Source organism: Sinobaca sp. SA16-1 (assembly GCF_059510515.1).
Genome location: NZ_JCAKFL010000002.1, coordinates 86,703 through 105,138, shown reverse-complemented (window position 1 = coordinate 105,138; position 18,436 = coordinate 86,703). Strand labels below are relative to the sequence as shown.

The 18,436-nt window shown below is 49.3% G+C and carries 22 protein-coding genes; 14 read left to right on the top strand and 8 right to left on the bottom strand.

The genetic code is table 11. The annotated features are described in order from the left end of the window. Window positions 1–71 precede the first annotated feature (71 nt). Window positions 72–311, bottom strand: a complete 240-nt coding sequence (locus AC5W2J_RS04610) for a hypothetical protein (RefSeq protein ID WP_496058318.1) — start codon at window positions 309–311, stop codon at window positions 72–74. 251 nt (window positions 312–562) lie between these two features. Here AC5W2J_RS04610 and AC5W2J_RS04605 point away from each other — a divergent pair, with 251 nt between their 5' ends. Beyond that, entirely contained in the window at window positions 563–1,516 is a 954-nt protein-coding gene (locus tag AC5W2J_RS04605) for a calcium/sodium antiporter (protein ID WP_496058317.1), read from the top strand. A 43-nt stretch (window positions 1,517–1,559) separates the two neighbouring features. Here AC5W2J_RS04605 and AC5W2J_RS04600 read toward each other — a convergent pair whose 3' ends face one another. Beyond that, window positions 1,560–2,273, bottom strand: a complete 714-nt coding sequence (locus AC5W2J_RS04600; protein ID WP_496058316.1) for a hypothetical protein — start codon at window positions 2,271–2,273, stop codon at window positions 1,560–1,562. 275 nt (window positions 2,274–2,548) lie between these two features. Then, complete coding sequence (locus AC5W2J_RS04595) at window positions 2,549–4,297, bottom strand: bifunctional diguanylate cyclase/phosphodiesterase (protein ID WP_496058315.1); 1,749 nt, start codon at window positions 4,295–4,297, stop codon at window positions 2,549–2,551. 215 nt (window positions 4,298–4,512) lie between these two features. On the opposite strand from AC5W2J_RS04595, the gene AC5W2J_RS04590 reads away from it, so the two are divergent. Together AC5W2J_RS04590 and AC5W2J_RS04585 are read left to right on the top strand one after the other, a co-directional pair. After that, window positions 4,513–4,677 carry a hypothetical protein gene (locus AC5W2J_RS04590; RefSeq protein WP_496058314.1) on the top strand — a complete coding sequence of 55 codons (165 nt, stop codon included), beginning with the start codon at window positions 4,513–4,515 and terminating at the stop codon, window positions 4,675–4,677. Window positions 4,678–4,728: 51 nt separating this feature from the next. Beyond that, window positions 4,729–5,316: a class I SAM-dependent methyltransferase gene (locus AC5W2J_RS04585; protein WP_496058313.1), complete on the top strand. Its 588-nt coding sequence runs from the start codon at window positions 4,729–4,731 to the stop codon at window positions 5,314–5,316. Window position 5,317: 1 nt separating this feature from the next. On the opposite strand, the gene AC5W2J_RS04580 is transcribed toward AC5W2J_RS04585, so the two are convergent. Then, window positions 5,318–6,286, bottom strand: a complete 969-nt coding sequence (locus tag AC5W2J_RS04580) for an iron-hydroxamate ABC transporter substrate-binding protein (RefSeq protein WP_496058312.1) — start codon at window positions 6,284–6,286, stop codon at window positions 5,318–5,320. A gap of 347 nt (window positions 6,287–6,633) precedes the next feature. Here AC5W2J_RS04580 and AC5W2J_RS04575 point away from each other — a divergent pair, with 347 nt between their 5' ends. Together AC5W2J_RS04575 and AC5W2J_RS04570 are read left to right on the top strand one after the other, a co-directional pair. Then, window positions 6,634–6,756: a hypothetical protein gene (locus AC5W2J_RS04575; RefSeq protein ID WP_496058311.1), complete on the top strand. Its 123-nt coding sequence runs from the start codon at window positions 6,634–6,636 to the stop codon at window positions 6,754–6,756. Window positions 6,757–6,833: 77 nt separating this feature from the next. Next, window positions 6,834–6,968 (top strand): hypothetical protein, encoded by a 135-nt coding sequence (locus AC5W2J_RS04570; protein WP_496058310.1) that lies wholly within the window; start codon window positions 6,834–6,836, stop codon window positions 6,966–6,968. An 89-nt stretch (window positions 6,969–7,057) separates the two neighbouring features. On the opposite strand, the gene AC5W2J_RS04565 is transcribed toward AC5W2J_RS04570, so the two are convergent. Further along, on the bottom strand, window positions 7,058–8,224 hold the full coding sequence (locus AC5W2J_RS04565; RefSeq protein WP_496058309.1) for an iron-containing alcohol dehydrogenase: 1,167 nt from the start codon (window positions 8,222–8,224) through the stop codon (window positions 7,058–7,060). Between the two features lie 169 nt (window positions 8,225–8,393). Between AC5W2J_RS04565 and hxlR the strand changes: the two genes are divergently transcribed. The 9 genes from hxlR (at window position 8,394) to AC5W2J_RS04520 (ending at window position 15,354) form a co-directional block, all read left to right on the top strand. Further along, window positions 8,394–8,762: a transcriptional activator HxlR gene (gene hxlR, locus AC5W2J_RS04560; RefSeq protein ID WP_496058308.1), complete on the top strand. Its 369-nt coding sequence runs from the start codon at window positions 8,394–8,396 to the stop codon at window positions 8,760–8,762. Window positions 8,763–8,867: 105 nt separating this feature from the next. Beyond that, window positions 8,868–9,602, top strand: a complete 735-nt coding sequence (locus AC5W2J_RS04555; protein ID WP_496058307.1) for a MerR family transcriptional regulator — start codon at window positions 8,868–8,870, stop codon at window positions 9,600–9,602. A gap of 232 nt (window positions 9,603–9,834) precedes the next feature. Then, window positions 9,835–10,617 (top strand): molybdate ABC transporter substrate-binding protein, encoded by a 783-nt coding sequence (gene modA, locus AC5W2J_RS04550; RefSeq protein ID WP_496058306.1) that lies wholly within the window; start codon window positions 9,835–9,837, stop codon window positions 10,615–10,617. Between the two features lie 3 nt (window positions 10,618–10,620). Then, entirely contained in the window at window positions 10,621–11,283 is a 663-nt protein-coding gene (gene modB / locus AC5W2J_RS04545; RefSeq protein ID WP_496058305.1) for a molybdate ABC transporter permease subunit, read from the top strand. A gap of 75 nt (window positions 11,284–11,358) precedes the next feature. Further along, window positions 11,359–12,399, top strand: coding sequence for a zinc-binding dehydrogenase (locus AC5W2J_RS04540; protein ID WP_496058304.1), 1,041 nt, complete (start codon window positions 11,359–11,361; stop codon window positions 12,397–12,399). A gap of 142 nt (window positions 12,400–12,541) precedes the next feature. Continuing rightward, complete coding sequence (yidA, locus tag AC5W2J_RS04535) at window positions 12,542–13,366, top strand: sugar-phosphatase (RefSeq protein ID WP_496058303.1); 825 nt, start codon at window positions 12,542–12,544, stop codon at window positions 13,364–13,366. Window positions 13,367–13,380: 14 nt separating this feature from the next. After that, window positions 13,381–14,277, top strand: a complete 897-nt coding sequence (gene cidR, locus AC5W2J_RS04530) for a cidABC operon transcriptional activator CidR (protein WP_496058929.1) — start codon at window positions 13,381–13,383, stop codon at window positions 14,275–14,277. A gap of 169 nt (window positions 14,278–14,446) precedes the next feature. Beyond that, window positions 14,447–14,983, top strand: coding sequence for an acyl-CoA thioesterase (locus AC5W2J_RS04525; RefSeq protein ID WP_496058302.1), 537 nt, complete (start codon window positions 14,447–14,449; stop codon window positions 14,981–14,983). After that, window positions 14,980–15,354 (top strand): hypothetical protein, encoded by a 375-nt coding sequence (locus tag AC5W2J_RS04520; protein WP_496058301.1) that lies wholly within the window; start codon window positions 14,980–14,982, stop codon window positions 15,352–15,354. The genes AC5W2J_RS04525 and AC5W2J_RS04520 overlap by 4 nt, the downstream gene beginning before the upstream one ends. A 35-nt stretch (window positions 15,355–15,389) precedes the next feature. Here the strand turns inward: AC5W2J_RS04520 and AC5W2J_RS04515 are convergent, their stop codons facing one another. The 3 genes from AC5W2J_RS04515 to AC5W2J_RS04505 are packed head-to-tail and all read right to left on the bottom strand — an operon-like array spanning window position 15,390 to window position 18,423. After that, window positions 15,390–16,142 (bottom strand): amidohydrolase family protein, encoded by a 753-nt coding sequence (locus tag AC5W2J_RS04515; protein ID WP_496058300.1) that lies wholly within the window; start codon window positions 16,140–16,142, stop codon window positions 15,390–15,392. Beyond that, on the bottom strand, window positions 16,139–17,134 hold the full coding sequence (gene pdxA / locus AC5W2J_RS04510) for a 4-hydroxythreonine-4-phosphate dehydrogenase PdxA (RefSeq protein ID WP_496058299.1): 996 nt from the start codon (window positions 17,132–17,134) through the stop codon (window positions 16,139–16,141). The genes AC5W2J_RS04515 and pdxA overlap by 4 nt, the downstream gene beginning before the upstream one ends. Continuing rightward, the gene (locus AC5W2J_RS04505; RefSeq protein ID WP_496058298.1) at window positions 17,134–18,423 is read right to left on the bottom strand and encodes a four-carbon acid sugar kinase family protein; all 1,290 of its coding nucleotides are present in this window, start codon (window positions 18,421–18,423) and stop codon (window positions 17,134–17,136) included. Before AC5W2J_RS04505 ends, pdxA begins: the two co-directional genes overlap by 1 nt. Window positions 18,424–18,436: the final 13 nt, after the last annotated feature.

The following is an 18,436-nucleotide window of genomic DNA, read 5'->3' as shown; positions in this document are numbered from 1 at the left end:
TTTCCGAATTATGCTGTATGTAAACATGGAATTAAGAAAAGCAGGCCGGGCTTTTTCCGTCCGGTCTGTTTTTACTTTAAATAATAATACTCCTGCGGTGTCATTTCCTGCCCGCTTATCGGCAGAATCGCTTCAAATGATACATAATAAATAGTCATGTTTTCTTTGGAAGGGTAATGGGGATCTTCTTGATGAGCGAAACCTTTTCGAATCAATTCCCGCCAGTCCTCATCTGCAGCGGATCCGTAATAAAAATTTTGGACAGGTACATGATAACGGTCGAGGCCGAGTGCTTTTTTTAATTTTTTCATTTGTGTTTCCGTAAGAGTAGCCGCAAATAACATAAGGGAGCACGCCCTTTCATATGGTGATGAAGTATAAACTATTTTTTATGATAGGGCTTGTGTTCATTATTTTCAAGTCATTGCCTTTACTTTATGGCAGAGACGACAAAAATACAGCGCTGGAGCGTTTCAGTCTGTAGTGCAAAAGGTATAGAAGAAGGCAGTGCGTTTCTAATGGCGGGAAAGCATGCAAATAAAAAAGAATGAGGGAATGCACAGTGACGTACGTTTTACTTTTAGTTGGGTTTGCATTACTGATTAAAGGCGCTGATTATTTTGTAAAAGGAGCGTCCCGCATAGCGTCTAATCTGCAGGTAAGTCCGCTGCTCGTTGGATTGACGATTGTGGCGTTTGGCACAAGTTCGCCGGAAGCGACGGTCAGTGTGACTGCCGCACTCGAAGACAATGCGGGAGTGGCACTCGGAAACGTGGTAGGTAGCAATATTTTTAATATAACGTTTGTTATCGGCCTGACCGCGCTGATTGCACCGTTGAAAGTGGAAACGGAAACAATCCGTAAAGAAATTCCGTTCACCCTGCTTGCAAGCATTGCCCTATTGATACTAATGAGTGATATGGCGCTTCAAACAGTGAGTGCCAACATGATCACACGTAGTGATGGATTTATTTTATTGTTATTTTTTGCCGTATTTTTATATTATATTTTTGAAGTGGCGAGAAGGGACCGCGACAGCCAGGTGCCGGAAGAACAGACCGTTCAGAAAGTATGGGGGAAATATATTTTTCTGACTATCATCGGTCTGGCTGCAATTATTTTTGGCGGGGACCTGGTCGTTGGAAGTGCCTCTGATATAGCGCGCTCTTTTGGAATGAGTAACACTCTGGTCGGTCTTACTATTGTTGCAGTTGGAACCTCGCTGCCAGAGCTGATTACATCGGTAACCGCAGCTATTAAAAAAGAAGGCGGCATTGCGATCGGCAATATTGTAGGTAGTAACATCTTTAACATCTTATTTGTCCTTGGTGCTGCTTCTGCGATATCACCGCTTGCTGTAGACAGCAAAGTATTTTTCGACGTAATTTTAATGATTGTACTGACTGTCGTTCTGCTCGTGTTCTCCAGAACAAGCTTTACAATTGGACGCCGGGAAGGAATAGCGCTTGCGGTTGCCTACATTTTATACATGATCTATATCATTCTGCGCAATTAAAATAAATCCCCGTCCGCTCTATAAAGAGCAGACGGGGATTTATTTACCAGCTTAATAACGAGCTGAGAGCAGTAATCGTCGCCGCATAGATAACGGCAGCACCGAGAAATATATAAAGGTGGGTATGTTTTTCTGATGGCATTTCCTTGCTGATGACGTTAAAAATCATCGCACCGGACGTAAAGGCAATCATTGAATCAACGTACAGGCCGGTGGAAGGGCCGAACATCCCCGCTGCACAACCGGCAATAGTGGCAGTCCCAAGAATAAAGCGGCCGTACCGAAGATGCAGGTGTTTGCTTTCCAGCCAAAGGTTGTAAGAGATGCCGATAAAATGAAGACCAATGGCAGTGCCGTAAAACATGGCTTCGAGCGTTTTTACGTCAGACGAGACGACGATGTAGGTGACCATAAAAGTATAGGCCGCAAAAAATCCTGCTTCCACAAAATAAAAGCGGGTGGCGCCGTGAGTTTGTTCTTTTCGGTAATCAGCCAACTTATAAATGGTGAAGTACACAAGCAGGCCGAGCAGACCTAATACATACAGCTCCGAGCCGAGAGGAGCCTCACCGCCAAGCTTGTTTTGTTCATCATGAAGGGTAGGGAGGATATAGACAAAGACATAGGCAATAGCTACACCTCCGCATAGGGAAAGCCAGCGTGAAGTGGATAAATTTGTTTTGGATATTACCTGGCTGGCAAACAATTGAATCAGTAAAAACCCAATGCCGATAACAATCGAATCAATAGTAATCATGAGCAGGCACTTTCTCCCTTAACAATAGTCTGGCTGCGGACGGATAGAAAACCGTCATTTCTCTTTCTTTCAGCTCACTAAATATAGCATAAACCGCTCGGCAGCAAGCAAATTATTTTACAGCGCTCCAAAAACGCGCATGGACCTGTATACCTGATATGTAAGAAATACCCAAATCACAGAGGAAGCATGTTATTGCCTGTATGCAGCCACTGTCAAAAAAGAAAAGCCCGGCAGGTAAGATACCTCTCGGGCTTTTCTTTTATATAACGGACTCATACGCTGTCTATCTGTAGAAATTCAGCTGTAAATGCTTTCGGTGTAACCGGGGTGCCGAAATAATAGCCCTGTCCAAGAACACAGGCGTGTTTTTTTAAAAAGGAGAGCTGTGCCTCTGTCTCAATGCCTTCGGCTAGAGGAGCAATATCCATCGATTCTGCCAGACGGATAATGGCTTCGATGATTTTTTTGTTTGATGCCACATCCAGGTTCATCGTCAGAGATTTATCAATTTTGATCACATCTACGGGAAAAGAAGCCAAATAAGAAAGCGAGGAATATCCGGTGCCAAAGTCATCAAGTGCAATCTGAATGCCTTCTTTTTTTAATGTCCGCAGCAGATTAAGGGACTGCTCCTCCTGACGGATTATCATGCCCTCTGTAATTTCGATGGTCAATTGTTCCGGTGGTACCCCATAATACCGGATGAGCGCAATAATGTCCTCAGCCAAATGTATGTTCTCGAACTGCTGGGGAGAAATATTGACGGCTAGTTGAAAATCCTGTTTCTCTGTTTTGATCCACTCCCCGGCAAGGCGGAAGCTTTCCTTCAGCACCCACCAGCCGATTTCTTCCATGAGGCCGGCTTTTTCGGCAATGGATATAAATTCAGAAGGGGCGACATCTCCTAACTGTGGATGGTTCCACCTCAACAGGGCTTCCCCGCCAATTAAATGGTTGGTGTCCAATTCTACCTGCGGCTGAAACAACAGCTGAAACTGCTTCTGTTCTATCGCCTGTTTTAATTCGTTTTTCATATAGAAACTTCTCGTGTGCGTTCCAAGAATATGCGGCTTATAGAATTCGACCCGGTTTTTCCCTCTATGCTTTGCGTCATACATCGCCAGATCTGCTTTGTTCAGCAGGGCTCCTATGTCGCTGCCGTCATCAGGAAACATACTCACGCCGGCACTGAAAGTAAAGAAGATCTTATCTCCATCAATAACGAGGCCGTCATTGTGACATTCGTTGTAAATATGCTGCAGGATGCCGCGGATATAGTTTTCTGTAAGCGGCTCTTTCTCCTGTGGCAGCAGCACAACGAATTCATCTCCGCCGATCCGGGCTATTCTGCTCTGGGAGGGGAGGTAGGTGTTCAGGCAGCAGCTGATCGATTGAAGCGCCCGGTCGCCGGCTGCATGGCCGTATATATCATTAATCTGTTTAAAATAGTCAAAATCCAGATAAAGCACAGCTGTCCGGGAATGAGTTATGCGGAGAGCAGGGAAGTAATTAAAAATATAGGAACGGTTGTAAAGCCCGGTCAAACTGTCTTTAATCAGCGCGCCTTCCAGCATCAGGCTTTGATTAATAATAAATCCCAGCATCCTCATGAGCTGGGCGCCTTCTTTTGTAAAACGATACGGATTCAGGTCCATCACGCAGAGACTTCCCACCAGTTCGTTTTCATCAGTAACAATCGGAACGCCCATTAAGGAGCCGGTGCCTATTAAATGAGTAACCACATGGTCTTTTGTGAGCGGGTGAAGGCTTAAATCGTTAACAATAAGCGGATTTTCTCCGCTCTCCGTAACGATGCGGCAGAACTCATGGCGGTAGTCGCGCGTTTCTCCTTCCTTAAGCAGATTGTATCGGCGGTTGAACACGCGGCGTATCGTGTTGACATTCCCGTTGGACGTAGAGAAAAACACCGTATTCGACTGCAGGGCGCTGCTTAAATAGTCAATCGCTTCCGAAACGATATGGTCGAGCTTTTCTGTGTAGTTGATATCAGTGAACTGCATGATCGTTTCCCCTTTTATCTTTATCGACTGGCATATTTTAAACAATATAGGATCTCTTACAAATTTTGAGAGAATTGTTGCGTCAAGCCTACCATACAACAGAGTTTACATGGGAGAATATGCTTTTATACAGCAGAATATGCTATAATGGAATCAAGAAAATGTACCTGGTTTGTTAACAGGTACCCCTGCTTTTGAGAAGGGAGGTGGCAAAGGTGACTGCTCCTGAAAAAGAGAAAAAGGGTAACGTTCGTGATGAAATCAAAGAATATGAACTCGAAATCGACCGCATGATCAATGAAGGCTTTGCCGGCGGACGCATCATCGACATAAAACGAAAGCGTCCAAAAGATAAAGCAGCAGGCGCCGAAGAAGTATAAATCAAAAAACCGGTCCTCCATTGAGAGAACCGGTTTTGTTTGGAGGTAAAAATGAAAAGCTGGATTTACGATACGCTGATGGCACCGCTTGAACAGACCAGGCTCAAGCAGATACGCCGGGACATGCTTGCCGGGGTAAAAGGAAACGTCCTTGATATTGGTTCAGGAACGGGTGCTTCACTGCCTTATTACAGGCAGGCAGAGAGTGTAACCCTGCTGGAGCCGGATGCAGGGAAACTAAAACGGATCTCCCGCCGTCCCCCTCCGCCGAACGTAACTTTTTACCTGGCCCAGGCTTCTGCAGAGAGCATGCCGTTTCCAGACGATACGTTTGATGAAGCAGCTGCCTTTCTTGCCTTCTGCACGATTCCGGATCCCGTCCGGGCGCTCCGTGAAACCGCTAGGGTCGTTAAGCCCGGCGGACGAATACAGCTGCTCGAACACGTACGGATGGATCGCCATCCAAGGACCGCGCGGCTGCAGGATATTCTGGCACCGGCCTGGGAGCGGGTCGCAGAAGGATGCCAGTTAAACCGGCCGACCCGGCGCCTTGTGGAAGAAAGCCCGCTGCAACTGGAACGGGTTCAATCCTTATACGGCGGTCTCGTCCTTATACTTGAAGCCTATGTGTCGTCCTGAGTTAGTCTTCTGAAGTAAGCTCGTTTACCTGAATATCAAGCTGTTTTTCCATAGACAGCCCATCGTTAAACCAAAACTCTTCTAGAGCTACCATATGAATCTGATCGTTTTCGTAAGCAGGCAGACTTTTCCAGATCGAGCTGTTCATTAGCTCTTCCGCTTCTTTTACACCGCCTTCCTCATATACGGTGACAAACATATGATCCGCCGCGTAATCGGGCAGTGCTTCAAGCGAGAGCGCGGCAAACTGCTCACCGGAATCGATTACTTCTTCCTGCACAAGGTCGGGAGCGGGGAGGTTGAGTGTTTCATAGAGATTATATGACCCGCGTCCCGGAGTGGTATGAACATAAATTTCTTTAGCAGATATTTCGTACACACCGACTGTTTCGCCGGCTTCAATAATATCACTGATTTGTTTTTTCGCTTCTTCGCCCTGTTGTTCGTAGGAAGCAATCCATTCCTCGGCCTCTTCCTCACGGTCCAGCATCTCACCAAAATAGGCCACTTCTTCTTTGGCATCCATTTCCGCCCACGGCACGGTAACCGTCGGGGCTATCTGCTCCAGCTGGCTGATTACATTTTCCTCTAAATATGTAGGTGCCACGATCAGATCCGGTTCCATTTCCAGCACTTTTTCGACAGAAGGATCTCCAACGTCTTCGGCACCCGCCAATTCCTCTTCCAGCTGGTTGGAGTTGTTTTTAAGAGTCGAGTCGACACCGATCGGTTCAATGCCCAAGGCGAGAAGATCCCCGGCAAATTGAAGGGCGACGACCCGTTCCGGATCCGCAGGTATGTCTACTTCGCCGTTTTCGGCGGTAACTGTTCTCGTACCGCTGTCTGTTTCTTCTGAATCACTGTTGCCGCAGGCGGCAAGAAAAAGAACAAAGCAGAAAAGAAAGGCTGAAAATCCTGCCTTTAATATATACATCCACATCCACCATCCATTATTGATATTGAAAATCATTATCATTTAAAAATATAGCAGGAAAATCTTTCCTTGTCTATATGCAATCGCAGTTGACTTCAAAAGAAGAGCGCACTATATTCAAAGAAATGAACCAATCGGCAGAGGACAACAGGGGGAGAGTATGAGGGTCGTGGTTTAACGGTCTCCATCGGCCGGATTCGTCCATGAATGGCTTGGAAGCGTACCGGAATGGACAGAGATTACGTTATGCGGCTCGTTTGCAGACACGGTTCAGGGTATGGCACCGACAAAGCATGAGTCGGAGGACTGCTTGGAATGAACGCTTCATCCCACGGGATACGTGAGTCTGAACGATCAGCGAAGAAGTCAGGCCTGAATATTAAATGGCGGCCGGAACGATTGGTGAAATAAAAGAGGGGACGTCAACATCTAAAGGCGGACTGGCGGTAACACCGACAGGCCGGAAAGCGGCACCCGCAATGGCGGAAAGACCGTGTTCTTTTTAGCTGCATAGGAGAGAAATGCCTACTTTTCTATGATATGATAAAACCCATATGAGTTCGTTGGACAAAGGAGGATGGCAATGGATCTGATTTTATGGTTGTCAATTATTGGCGCGCTTTTGATCGGGGTTTCTATGCACCGGGTCGAGCGCAGTAAAAACGCAAAAAAACGGCACAAAAGCCGCGGCCGGATGCGCACCCGCAGAATCCGCTGACCGGCGTCCGTCTATAAACAGCTGTTTTTCCAGAAAAAAAAGCCCGGTTCCTCTTCAAAGAGGAACCGGGCTTTTAAGCGGGAGCAGCTTTAGAACGTGACGTCTTGTCCGTAATAAGCAGCTTCGTACAGTTTTTTCATTTGATCTTCGGATGTTTCACGTGGGTTGGTGCCGGTACATGGATCGCCGACAGCATTTTTTGCCATCTCTGCTACATGGGAAGTAAAGGTATCTTCCTCAAGTCCCCATTTTTGCAGGGTAGACGGAATCTCCATTTGTACGTTCAAGTCACGAACCCACTCAATCAACGAGTCTGTCAGCTCGTCTGATGTCGTGCCGTTCAAGCCGAGACGCTTCGCAATTACAGCAAAGCGGTCTGCTGAAACAGAACGGTTAAACTGCATCACGTACGGCAGGTAAATGGCATTGGCAAGACCGTGGGCAATGCCGAATGTCGGGCCGCTTTTGTGAGCCAGGCTGTGTGCGTTACCGAGTACGGCGTTGGCAAATGCCATACCGGCCATTGCCTGTGCATAGTGTACCTGTTCGCGGGCTTCTTTGCTGCCATCATACGAGCGAAGCAGGTCGTTCTTAAGGATTTCGGCACCTTCCAATGCCAGTGCATCGGTAAATACCGTATGCGGCTTCGCTACATAAGCTTCAATGCAGTGGGTTACCGCATCCATGCCTGTGTTGGCGGTTACGTCTTTTGGCATTTGATCAACCGTCATCGGATCAATGATCGCGATGTCCGGCGTAAGTTCAAAATCAGCCATTGGGTATTTGATGTTTGTCTCTGCATCCGTTACAACAGACAGGTTGGAAATCTCAGAAGCACTGCCGCTTGTGGTTGGGATGCCGATAAATTTCGCTTTGCCGCGAAGACGCGGCAGTTCGAATGGTTTAGTCGCATCTTCAAACGTCAGCTCCGGGTGCTCATAGAAGACCCACATTGCTTTGGCTGCGTCCATAACCGAGCCGCCGCCGATTCCAATCACCCAGTCCGGCTGAAAAGATTCCAGAACAGATGCGCTTTCGCTGATTTTCTGCGTTGTTGGTTCATCAGATATACCTTCGATTACTTTTGTTTCAATTGATGCTTTAGCAAGCTTCTGCTCGATCGCGTCAAGCGTGCCGTTTTTCTTGGCAGAGCCGCCGCCGATAACGAGGATAGCTTTTTTGCCTTCTAATGTTTCGAGTACGCCCAGTGCGTCTTCTCCGAAATAAATATCTCTTGGTATGGTAAATCTATTCATAGGTAAAACCTCCAGTTGATTGTTTGAAAAAGTGTGAGAGGTTCTTTACCCCAGGCACAAAATCAAGTATACTTCGTACAAGCAGATAATGTAAGTACCCACATTCACCGCACATAGTGATAAAAAGTATACTAATGGGCCATATCAGGCTTTAAAGGGGATAAAGAATATGAGTAGATTTGATGAGAAAGTTTACAACTGTGAAAAAGAACTAACGTTGTCTATTATCGGCGGCAAATGGAAAATGCTGATTATCTGGCACCTGGGCAAAGAAGGTACCAAACGCTTCGGCGAACTAAAAGCGATGATTCCGGGCATCACGCAGCGCATGCTCGTTACCCAGCTCAGAGAACTCGAAGAAGACCAGATCGTGCACCGGGAAGTGTATCCAGTCGTGCCGCCTAAAGTAGAGTATTCCCTCACCAGCCACGGTCAAACCCTGATTCCTATTTTGGATGTTATGTACGACTGGGGCAGGGGCTATATGACCGATGTCCTTCAAATGGATGAAGAAACCATTCAAGCCCACGTTAAATAAATACCACTCCTGTCCGGATGCCGGACGGGATTTTTTTATCTGCAGCTATTGACCCTGACGCTGCGTCAGGCCTTATAGTGAAAAATAGAAAGGGGGGACGAGAGGGTGCTCAAAATTAAAGAAGCGGCAGAAACTGCCGGCGTCAGTGTGCGCACGCTCCACCATTATGACGACATCGGCCTGCTTGTGCCTTCGATGCGTACGGCCTCTGGCTACCGGCTGTACAGCGATGAAGACATGGACCGCCTTCAGCAGATTCTGTTGTTCCGGGAAGCCGGGCTGCCGCTTGCCTCTATTAAGACCATGCCCGCTTTGACGACAGAAGAGCAGGTGTCCATGCTGAACGGTCATAAAGAAAGGCTGCGTGCCAAACAGCAGCAGATTCAGGAAATGATCCACACGATCGACCGCACCATACGTCACCATAAAGGAGAAGAGACAATGAGCCAATCCGATAAATTCAAAGGGTTTGATTTTTCCAGCAATCCGTATGAAAAAGAAGCAATGGAGCGCTGGGGCAGAAAAAAGGTTAACGAGGCCAACGAGAAAGTCAAGCAATGGGGCGGGGACGAACAGGAGCGGTTTAATGCGATCTACCGGAGTTTGGCAGAAGTGCGCCGGGACGATCCGGCATCTGCCGAGGCGCAGCGGCGGATCGGACAATGGTACGACCTGCTGCAATCGATCGGGGACTACCCGCCGGAGGTATTTATCAGCCTTGGTGCCATGTATACCGAAGACGAACGTTTTACAAAAAGTATCGACCAGTTTGGAGACGGCCTGGCCGTATTCATGAGAGAAGCCATGCGAATATACGGCACCGCCCGGCTTTCTTCTTAAATCACAAGTCACCGCTCCGGCGAGAGCGGTGTTTTTTCTGGAAACCAGCCCCCAAACACGCTATGCTGATAGAGGTAACGTCAGGAGAACATAAAAAGCTATCGGAAAACAAAAGGGATCAAGATGGTTATGTTTCTCTGATCATTCGTTCCAACCGCATACAAAATCAGTATTTCTGCTTTATAACTAGAGCAAGACTGATGCCGGGAGACATAGAAAGGAAGATACTCCAATGAAATACGGAAAGATACTACTTGGCATGGCGGGTACCATGGTGATAGCCGGATGCAGCAACGACGCAGAAGAAGGCGAACAGACGGAAGAAGAGCCGGTGGAAATTAATGTGGGGGCTGCCGCGGATTTATATCATGCGTTTACCGTATTGGGAGAAGATTTTGAAGAAGAGACAGGGATCAACGTGACCTTCTCTTTTGGGTCTACAGGCCAGATGACCCAGCAGATTGAGCAGGGCGCTTCTTACGATTTGTTTGCGGCGGCTCATGAATCCTACATCGACCGGCTGATCGAAGCAGAGGCTGTCGAGAAGGATTCAAAGCGGCAGTATGCGTTAGGGCAGATCGGAATCATGCACGATGGCACGATAGAGGACACATTGGAACCCGGTGATTTAACGAGCGGGAAGATAGAGCGGATTGCGATTGCCAACCCGGAACATGCCCCTTATGGAAAGGCTGCCCAGCAGGCGCTGGAATCCTGGGGGATATGGAATGAGGTAGAAGACAAACTGGTGTACGGGGAAAACATCAGGCAGACGCTTCAATATACGGAGGCAGGGGATGTAGATGTTGGGATTGTTGCACTAGCCCTTTCAATAGAATCAGATCTTTCGTACGAACCGATTGATACAGAAGACTATGAGCCGATTACGCAGGCCCTGGCTGTCCCCACCCGAAGTGAACATCCGGAAGAAGCCGGGCAGTTTGTGGAGTACCTGTTTTCGGATGAAGGCCAGGAAACAATGAAGAAGTACGGATTCGTACTCCCGGAGGAATAAGCTATGATTGATTTAATTGGATTTCCACTTTTTCTGTCTTTGCAGGTAGCTGTCCTGGCAACCGGAATTGCCTTTGTTATCGGAATTTTGTTTGCCTGGCTGGTCACTGTACATAAAAACAAATGGACAGAGCTGTTATCGTTACTGATGATGCTGCCGCTTGTTCTTCCGCCTACAGTAGTAGGCTATTATTTACTGGTGACACTGGGCACGAACAGCTGGATAGGAAGAGCAGTAGAGAGTCTTACCGGTTCTTCTATTCTATTTACATGGCAGGCAGCTGTTATTGCTGCTTCTATTGCTGCGCTGCCGTTAATTATAAGGCCGATGCAGGCCGCGTTTGATTCTATTCATCAGGGCAGCCTGGAAGCTGCGCAGTTGGATGGCGCCAATCAATGGCAGATTTTTTATAAGATTATGGTGCCGCTGGCGTATCGTGGCATTATTGCAGGCATCGTGCTCGGATTTGCCAGAGCGATGGGTGAATTTGGGGCAACGATTATGGTAGCAGGAAACATTCCCGGCCAGACCCAGACGCTCTCAATAGCAATCTATGATGCCGTTCAGGCGAATCGAATGGAAGATGCCAATATAATGGTGATAGTCCTGAGCGCGGCCACGATCGGCATCCTGCTGCTGACGACTACCGTGTTAAAAGCCAGGTAATCTGTTTCAACCATTAAGGGACGCTCCCCTGTAACAAGGGCTTGACTCGTTCCCTCGAGAAAGGTGAGGAATTTAATGAAAGCTGTACAAGTAACAGGCTACGGGGATGTGGATAAATTAGAACTAGTGACCCGGCCCGTTCCGGAACCTAAAGATAACGAAGTGTTAATTCACGTCAAGGCGTGTGCGATCAATAATACAGAAATTTGGATGAGAGAAGGGGCATACGGTACTGGTTCAAAGTCCGGATGGCGTCCGGAAGGCGTTCGTTTTCCCCGTATACCAGGTTCTGATATAACAGGAGAGGTAGTGAAGCTCGGAAATTCCGTTGATCCAACCATGTTTGGCAGAAGTGTCATTCTTTTCCCATTCACATCAAGTGGAAAGGCGGGATTTGAACATATTTCAGAAGATATGTCTTTTATAGGGTCGGAATACGACGGGGGATATGCGGAATACGTAGTGTGGCCGGCTCATTTATGTTTTGATATGCCGCTTTCTGACTATACGGAAAGTGCCGTTTTTACAGTCAGCGGCTTGACCGCATGGCATATGGCAGAACAAATTCAAATACAGCCTGGGGAAACGGTAGTCGTCACCGGCGCAAACGGCGGCGTGGGCTCATTAAATGTACAAATTGCTGCAAAGGTATTTGGAGCAGAGGTCATTGCGATTGCAGGAGACTTGACATGGCAGGATAAACTAAAAGAGCTCGGTGCGACCCATGTTTTATCCTATAAATCGGCGAACCTTGCCGAAGAAATACTAAAGGTGAATAACGGCCCGGTCGATTCCGTATTGGATATTGTGGGGGATGCTTTATTTTCCACTTCTCTCCAGGTTTTAAAGAAAGGCGGAAAATTCTGCACGTCCGGGTCAGCGGGCGGTCAGAAGACAGAACTGGATTTCCGGATGTTGTATTTAAAGCATATTACGCTTTACGGCTCTGTATTGGGGACACAAAATGAATTCAAACGTCTGCTTCACGCCGTGTCTGCAGGAAAAATTAAACCGGTGATAGATTGTACTTTTCCATTAGAAGAGGCGGGGAAAGCACAGACTTATTTTAAAAAAGCAGGGAAACTAGGCAAAGTGGTTCTGTCTCCTGAACAATAGGTACGGTCTGACTACGTCATGGATTCTGCCGGCACCGCTCCAGAGAGAGCGGTGTTTTTTTCTGGAAACGGATAGATTTCAGCCCTCAAACACGCTATGCTGATAGAGAGAAAAATAGAGAAACAGGATAGGAGATTTTCCCATGTATAAACTAATTGCGATTGATATGGATGGCACATTGTTGAACGACCAGCATGAAATTACAACCGAGGTGCGGGAGACGCTGCTTGAAGCCCGCTCGAAAGGCTCCCATATTGTTCTCTGCACCGGGCGTCCGATCGGCGGCGTGCACCGCTATCTCTATGAACTCGGACTCCAGGAGGAAGGCGACTACGTTATTGCCTATAACGGGGCACTCGTTCAGGACAGCCATACCGGCCGGGTTGTTTCCGAGCTGTCGCTGACTTATGAGAACCTCGAAGAGCTGTACGAAGTAAGCCTGAACCTGCAGACGCCGATGCATTATTTTGATTCGGCCCAGGTATATACACCGAACAAAGATATCAGCCCTTACACGATAAAAGAAGCATATCTGACGCAGCTTCCGCTCAGCTTCCGACAGGTCGATGAGATGCCGCGGGACACCCTGTTTCCGAAAGTTATGTATATTCATGAGCCGGAAAAGCTGAGCGAGGTTATTTCATCCATGCCGGAAGCTTTAAAACAAAAATACACGATGGTGCAGAGCGCTCCCTACTTTTTTGAAATTCTGCATCCAGAGGCAAGCAAAGGCAATGCGGTCCAGCAGCTCGCCGAATCGCTTGGCATCGTCCGCGAAGAAGTAATGTGTATCGGGGACAACGGCAACGACCTGTCGATGATCCAGTACGCCGGCTGCGGGGTGGCGATGGAAAATGCGATCCCGGTTATTAAGCAGCACGCCGACTACGAAACGCTGTCCAATAATGCCCATGGTGTTGCAGATGTTATCCAGAAACTGGTGCTCGCCAGGCATCCATCGTCATAAAAGGAGGCGGTCATATCGATATCCGCCATTTAAAATACTTTATTGAAGTTTCCCGGTTCCAAAGCTTCACAAAAGCTGCAGAATATTTATTTATTACCCAGCCAACGATCAGCAAAATGATTAAAAACCTGGAGGCAGACCTTGGCGCAGAGCTGTTTGACCGCTCACACAAACAGCTTGTGCTGACCGATGCCGGCCGGCTGATCCTGGGACAGGCTGAAACGATTACCCGTGCCTTCGACAGCCTGAAGACGGAGTTGAACGATTTGATGGGTCTGCAGAAGGGGCATATCCGTATCGGACTGCCGCCTATTATGGATGCAGACCGGTTTATTAAGATTCTCGGGGAGTTTCACCAGCTCTATCCCAACATCACGTTCCAGCTGCAGGAAAACGGCACGAAAAAAATTGAAGAAGACATCCGGGAAGATCTGCTCGATGTCGGAATTACCGTACTGCCGACTAAATCAGAGGAATTTCACTCGTTTTCGTTTATGAGAGAGGACCTCAAAGTGGTTGTGCCGCCCGCGCATCCGTTTGCATCCCGCAAACAGGTGCGGGTCGAAGAGCTCAAGCAGGAACCGCTCATTTTGTTTAATAAAGATTTTGCCTTAAATGACCGGATAACCGACGCCTGCCGGGACGCGGGATTTACGCCTAAAGTGGTGTCCGAGAGCACACAGTGGGACTTTATCGGCAAAATGATTGCGTCACACCTCGGGATTTCCATCCTGCCCCACAGCGTCTCGCGGCTGCTGCAGGAAGATCTGTGCACCATTAAAGTAGTCAAGCCGATGCTCGAGTGGGACCTGGCGATTATCTGGCGGAAACACAGCTATGTATCCTTTGCGACAACCGAATGGCTCCGTTTCACACAGGAGCGCTTAATGATGGAGACGCCTTATACGTAGAGGGCGTCTTTTTTATGCCGCTGTTCGGTCCCGTAACGTCTTCCCCGGCAGGAATGAAAACCGTCTCATAGACGATGTCTATGCTGTACATAAGATATATCCATTTTTCTTTTAGCGACAAGCCCCTTACACTGAAAACAGACGTAGCAAAAAGAAGGGAAGAACGAGCATGTTACACACGAAACATCCAAAAGAAAGCCTGATTGTTAATACCGACCAGGTGATGATTAACGATTTAAACAACTACAATACCCTGTTTGGCGGTGTGTTGATGAAAAAACTTGATAACAACGCCACACTGTCAGCGAGGCGCCATGCCCGGGTTAAGGAGTGTGTGACCGCCTCAACCGATTCAATTGATTTTCTGTACCCTATTACGCAGTCGGATTCAGTGTGTGTGGAATCGTTTGTGTCGTACACCGGAAACAAATCGATGGAGATTTTCTGCAAGGTGATTGCCGAAGACATGATGACCGGAGAGCGGCGTATGGCGGCGACTGCATTTTTAACCTTTGTGGCGCTCGATGAACACAAAAAGCCGCTCCCGGTTCCCGGTATTCTGCCGGAAACCAAAGAGGAAACATTTTTATACGAGTCCGGTAAAGAACGGGCCGAACAACGCCACGTCCGCCGCACGCAGAGCAAACAGCTCAACAATATTATCACCCTGGAGAAACCATGGGAAAAAGGAGCCGTCACATTATGATCCAAACAATGCCCGGACTGCACGATATTCAGCGGGCCAAAGAAGACTTAACCGAGCTCAAACAGAACCATCCATCCTTGTATGAACAGTTTCATCACGTGGTCAGCCTGACCCGCCAGCTCCAGGTCCGCTACAGCTATCTCGGAGGGCTGCTGGCCGGCGAAGCGGCGGAAGAAGACAAACCGGCTTTTATGAAAGAATCGGTGCTCGCTCTATATATGGAAGAAGTACAGCAGCTGAAAACACGGACTGACTGTTCAGCGCTTTCCGCGCTTTTGACCGCTCATAAACACGTGGGCTGCTCGAAAATTTCCTTGATGGTACTCGGTGCCCGTCCGGAAATGATACAGGGCTCCAGCTTTATTAAATAACAAAAACCGCCGCTGATACGGCGGTTTCTTTCGTATTAATCGGCCAGACGATACCAGGAACGGGCATTGCTTGATAAAACGCAGGCCGCCTGGGCTTCGCCCAAGGTGTCTGTAATGCATTGAATGTCGGCCGGACTGAATCGTTCCGGAGCCCTGGTAGAAGGCAGATCCGTTCCAAACATAAGCGCCGCAGGGTGTTCGGCAGAAAGACGGGTTAAAGCCTTCTCGACATCGATCTCTGTGCGGCTGAATCCCGTGGCTTTTACACGAACGCCTTTGGACACAAGACGAAGCAGGTCATCGAATCCGGCGGCGGTCAGGCCCAGATGATCCACCGAGACCGCGGGAAGCGCCTCCAGCAGGCCGGTATATTCATGGAGCCGGCTGGACGGAACATAGAACTCCGCGTGCCATCCACATGCATCATATACGCGCCGGGCAAGCTTTTCCATGACGGCCGGGGACACGGGGGTGCCCCGGTGCAGGTTAAAGCGGATACCCCGCACGCCTATTTTATCAAGTTCTTCTATCTCGGCGTCATTGACCTCCGGCCGCAGCTGGGTGACCCCGACATACCGGGTACCAAGACGGCGCAGAGCCGCTTTCAGGTAAGACTGGTCGTTCCCTTGAAAGGAAGCAGACACGAGCGCCCCGCCGCGGATCATCAGGCCGTTTGTTTCATTTTGGTAGTCTGTGATCTTATATGGGGCGGGCAGATAGCCCTGATTAGCCGTGAGCGGATACTGCGGGTCCACTAGATGGAAATGCGCGTCAAACAGCTCGATCATACGGGACTAAGCTCAATGGCGGACTGCAGGGCAGCCTGCAGGCTTCTCGGATCGGCGATATTTTTGCCGGCAATATCAAAGGCAGTGCCGTGATCCACGGACGTGCGGATGACGCCGTGATTTAACCCAACGGTAATGTTGACCCCGGCTTCGAGGCCGAGCACTTTCACCGGGGCATGGCCTTGATCGTGATAGCAGGCGACGACAATATCAAAATCACCGCGGACGGCCCGGTAAAAGAGTGTATCCGCCGGCCAGGGACCAACGACATCCATGCCCTGCTGCTGTGCTTTCTTCACGGCAGGAACAAGCTTTTCTTCTTCTTCGCCCTGCCCGAAAAGACCGTTTTCCCCGGCGTGGGGATTAATGCCGCATACAGCGATCCGGGGATTCGGGATCCCGGCTTTGGTCAGTGTCTCGTGGGCAAGCGTCAATACTTTAAAGGTCCGCTCCGGTGTAATCGCATCGATCGCATCCCGCAGGCCCAGATGGGTTGTCAGATGGATCACTTTCAAGTTAGGGGCAGAGAGCATCATCGAATAGTCTTTTGTGCCGGTAAGGCCCGCAAGAATTTCCGTATGCCCGGGGTACTTGTAGCCTGCCCCCTGCATGGCTTCTTTATTTAACGGAGCTGTGCAGATGCTGTCTATTTCCTGATTCATTGCAAGCGCTACGGCTTTTTCCACATACAGGTACGCGTGTTTTCCCGCTTCAAACGACAATTTTCCAAACGCCAGATTCTTTGGAAGTGCTCCTACCTGCAGGCAGTCGATTACGTCCGGGGAAAAAGCGGCCTCCGCGACTGAAGAAATAGAAGCGGCTTTGATAGACAGGCCGCATAAGGCAGCCGCCTCGTTTAGACGTGCCGTGTCTCCGATAACGAAAGGACGGCAGCGGGTGTAGATCGTTTCATCCTGCAGGGCCTTGACGATAATCTCCGGGCCGACGCCGGCAGCGTCGCCCATCGTAATAGCAATAATTGGTTTGTTCATTACGGTGTGCCTCCTTGAAAAAAATGTAGAGCCTGGACAAGGGACGTTTCGTCGCCAAACCCTCCTGCTTTTGTCATCACGAGAGGACGCCGGGCTCCTTTTAACCGGCCGAGAGGAATGCCGGGTGCCCATTCCCCGTAAAGCTCGAGTGAATCGCTGCCAAGGGACGTGCAGACAGCTGCAGCGATATCGCCCCCGGTAAGAAACAGCCCGTCATACGGTACGCTGTCATAAATACGGCGCACGATGCCGCCGGTCTGCTCCGCCATATACAGCGACGCTTCCTGCAGACTCAGGCCGGCTGCGGCTGCGTGCTTTTCGACTGCCTGCACTGCCGCCCGGCCGGACTCTATATACAATAGAAGGTAGGCAGGCTGCTGATGGATGATTTGTTCGATTAGTCTCTTCATTTCCTTGTCCCGGCTTGTCTGGTCAAAAAACAGAGCAGGGGACAGGGATACAGGAACAACCGCCGGTTCGGTCATTAGTGTCTGGCGCTGCCTGCGGCTTATTTCCGAACGGCTGCCCACTACAAACAGCGCTGAGCGCGGTACCGGTTCTTTCAGTAGCGTCTCGTAGACCGGATTGTGCTGCGTGTTGGACGGGGAAGGGAAAAGGTACGCCGCCGCTCCCGCCGATCCGGCAAAAATGATCGAATAGCCTGAACGCTGCAGACGCTCCATTCCTGCCTGCAGGTCGGTCTCTGTCCGGCTGTCAAACGAAAGAAAAGCGGTACCTTCCTGCTTCAGGCCGGCGAGTACAGATTCCAGCTCCGCCCCGTGAAGCGTATCGGCGGCCAGATGAACCGCCCGCCGGGTGCTCGTGGCTTCGATAAGCTCCACCACGCTGGACGTAACAGCGGTTTGGCCTGCAAAGGTTGTGTAGCCTGCATCCTGTAACGGTACCTCGTTCACATACAGCCATCCTTCTTTAATGACCCGGTGTTTGGCCGGGTAGGACGGGTTAACAACAATAAAATCCGGCCGGAATGCATCGTACACGGCATCGAGTTCTGCTCCTACCGCCCCGCGGAGGGTGGAATCAAGTTTTTTATAAACGATGTCCGGCTTGCCGTCAGCAAGAGTGTCCGCTGTGCGGCGTACTCTATTATACGCCTGTTGGGCGCCAAGCGGCCGGGAATCGGTATTTACAATTAATACCTGCTCCTCAAGCAGGGAGGCAGAAAGAGTGTCTGTTAAAGCGACAGCGGGCGTGTAACCGTTTCCGGCACACTGGGCGCCCGCATCATTCGCTCCAGTCAAGTCATCGGCAATAATACATAAATCCACTGTTAAACACCTC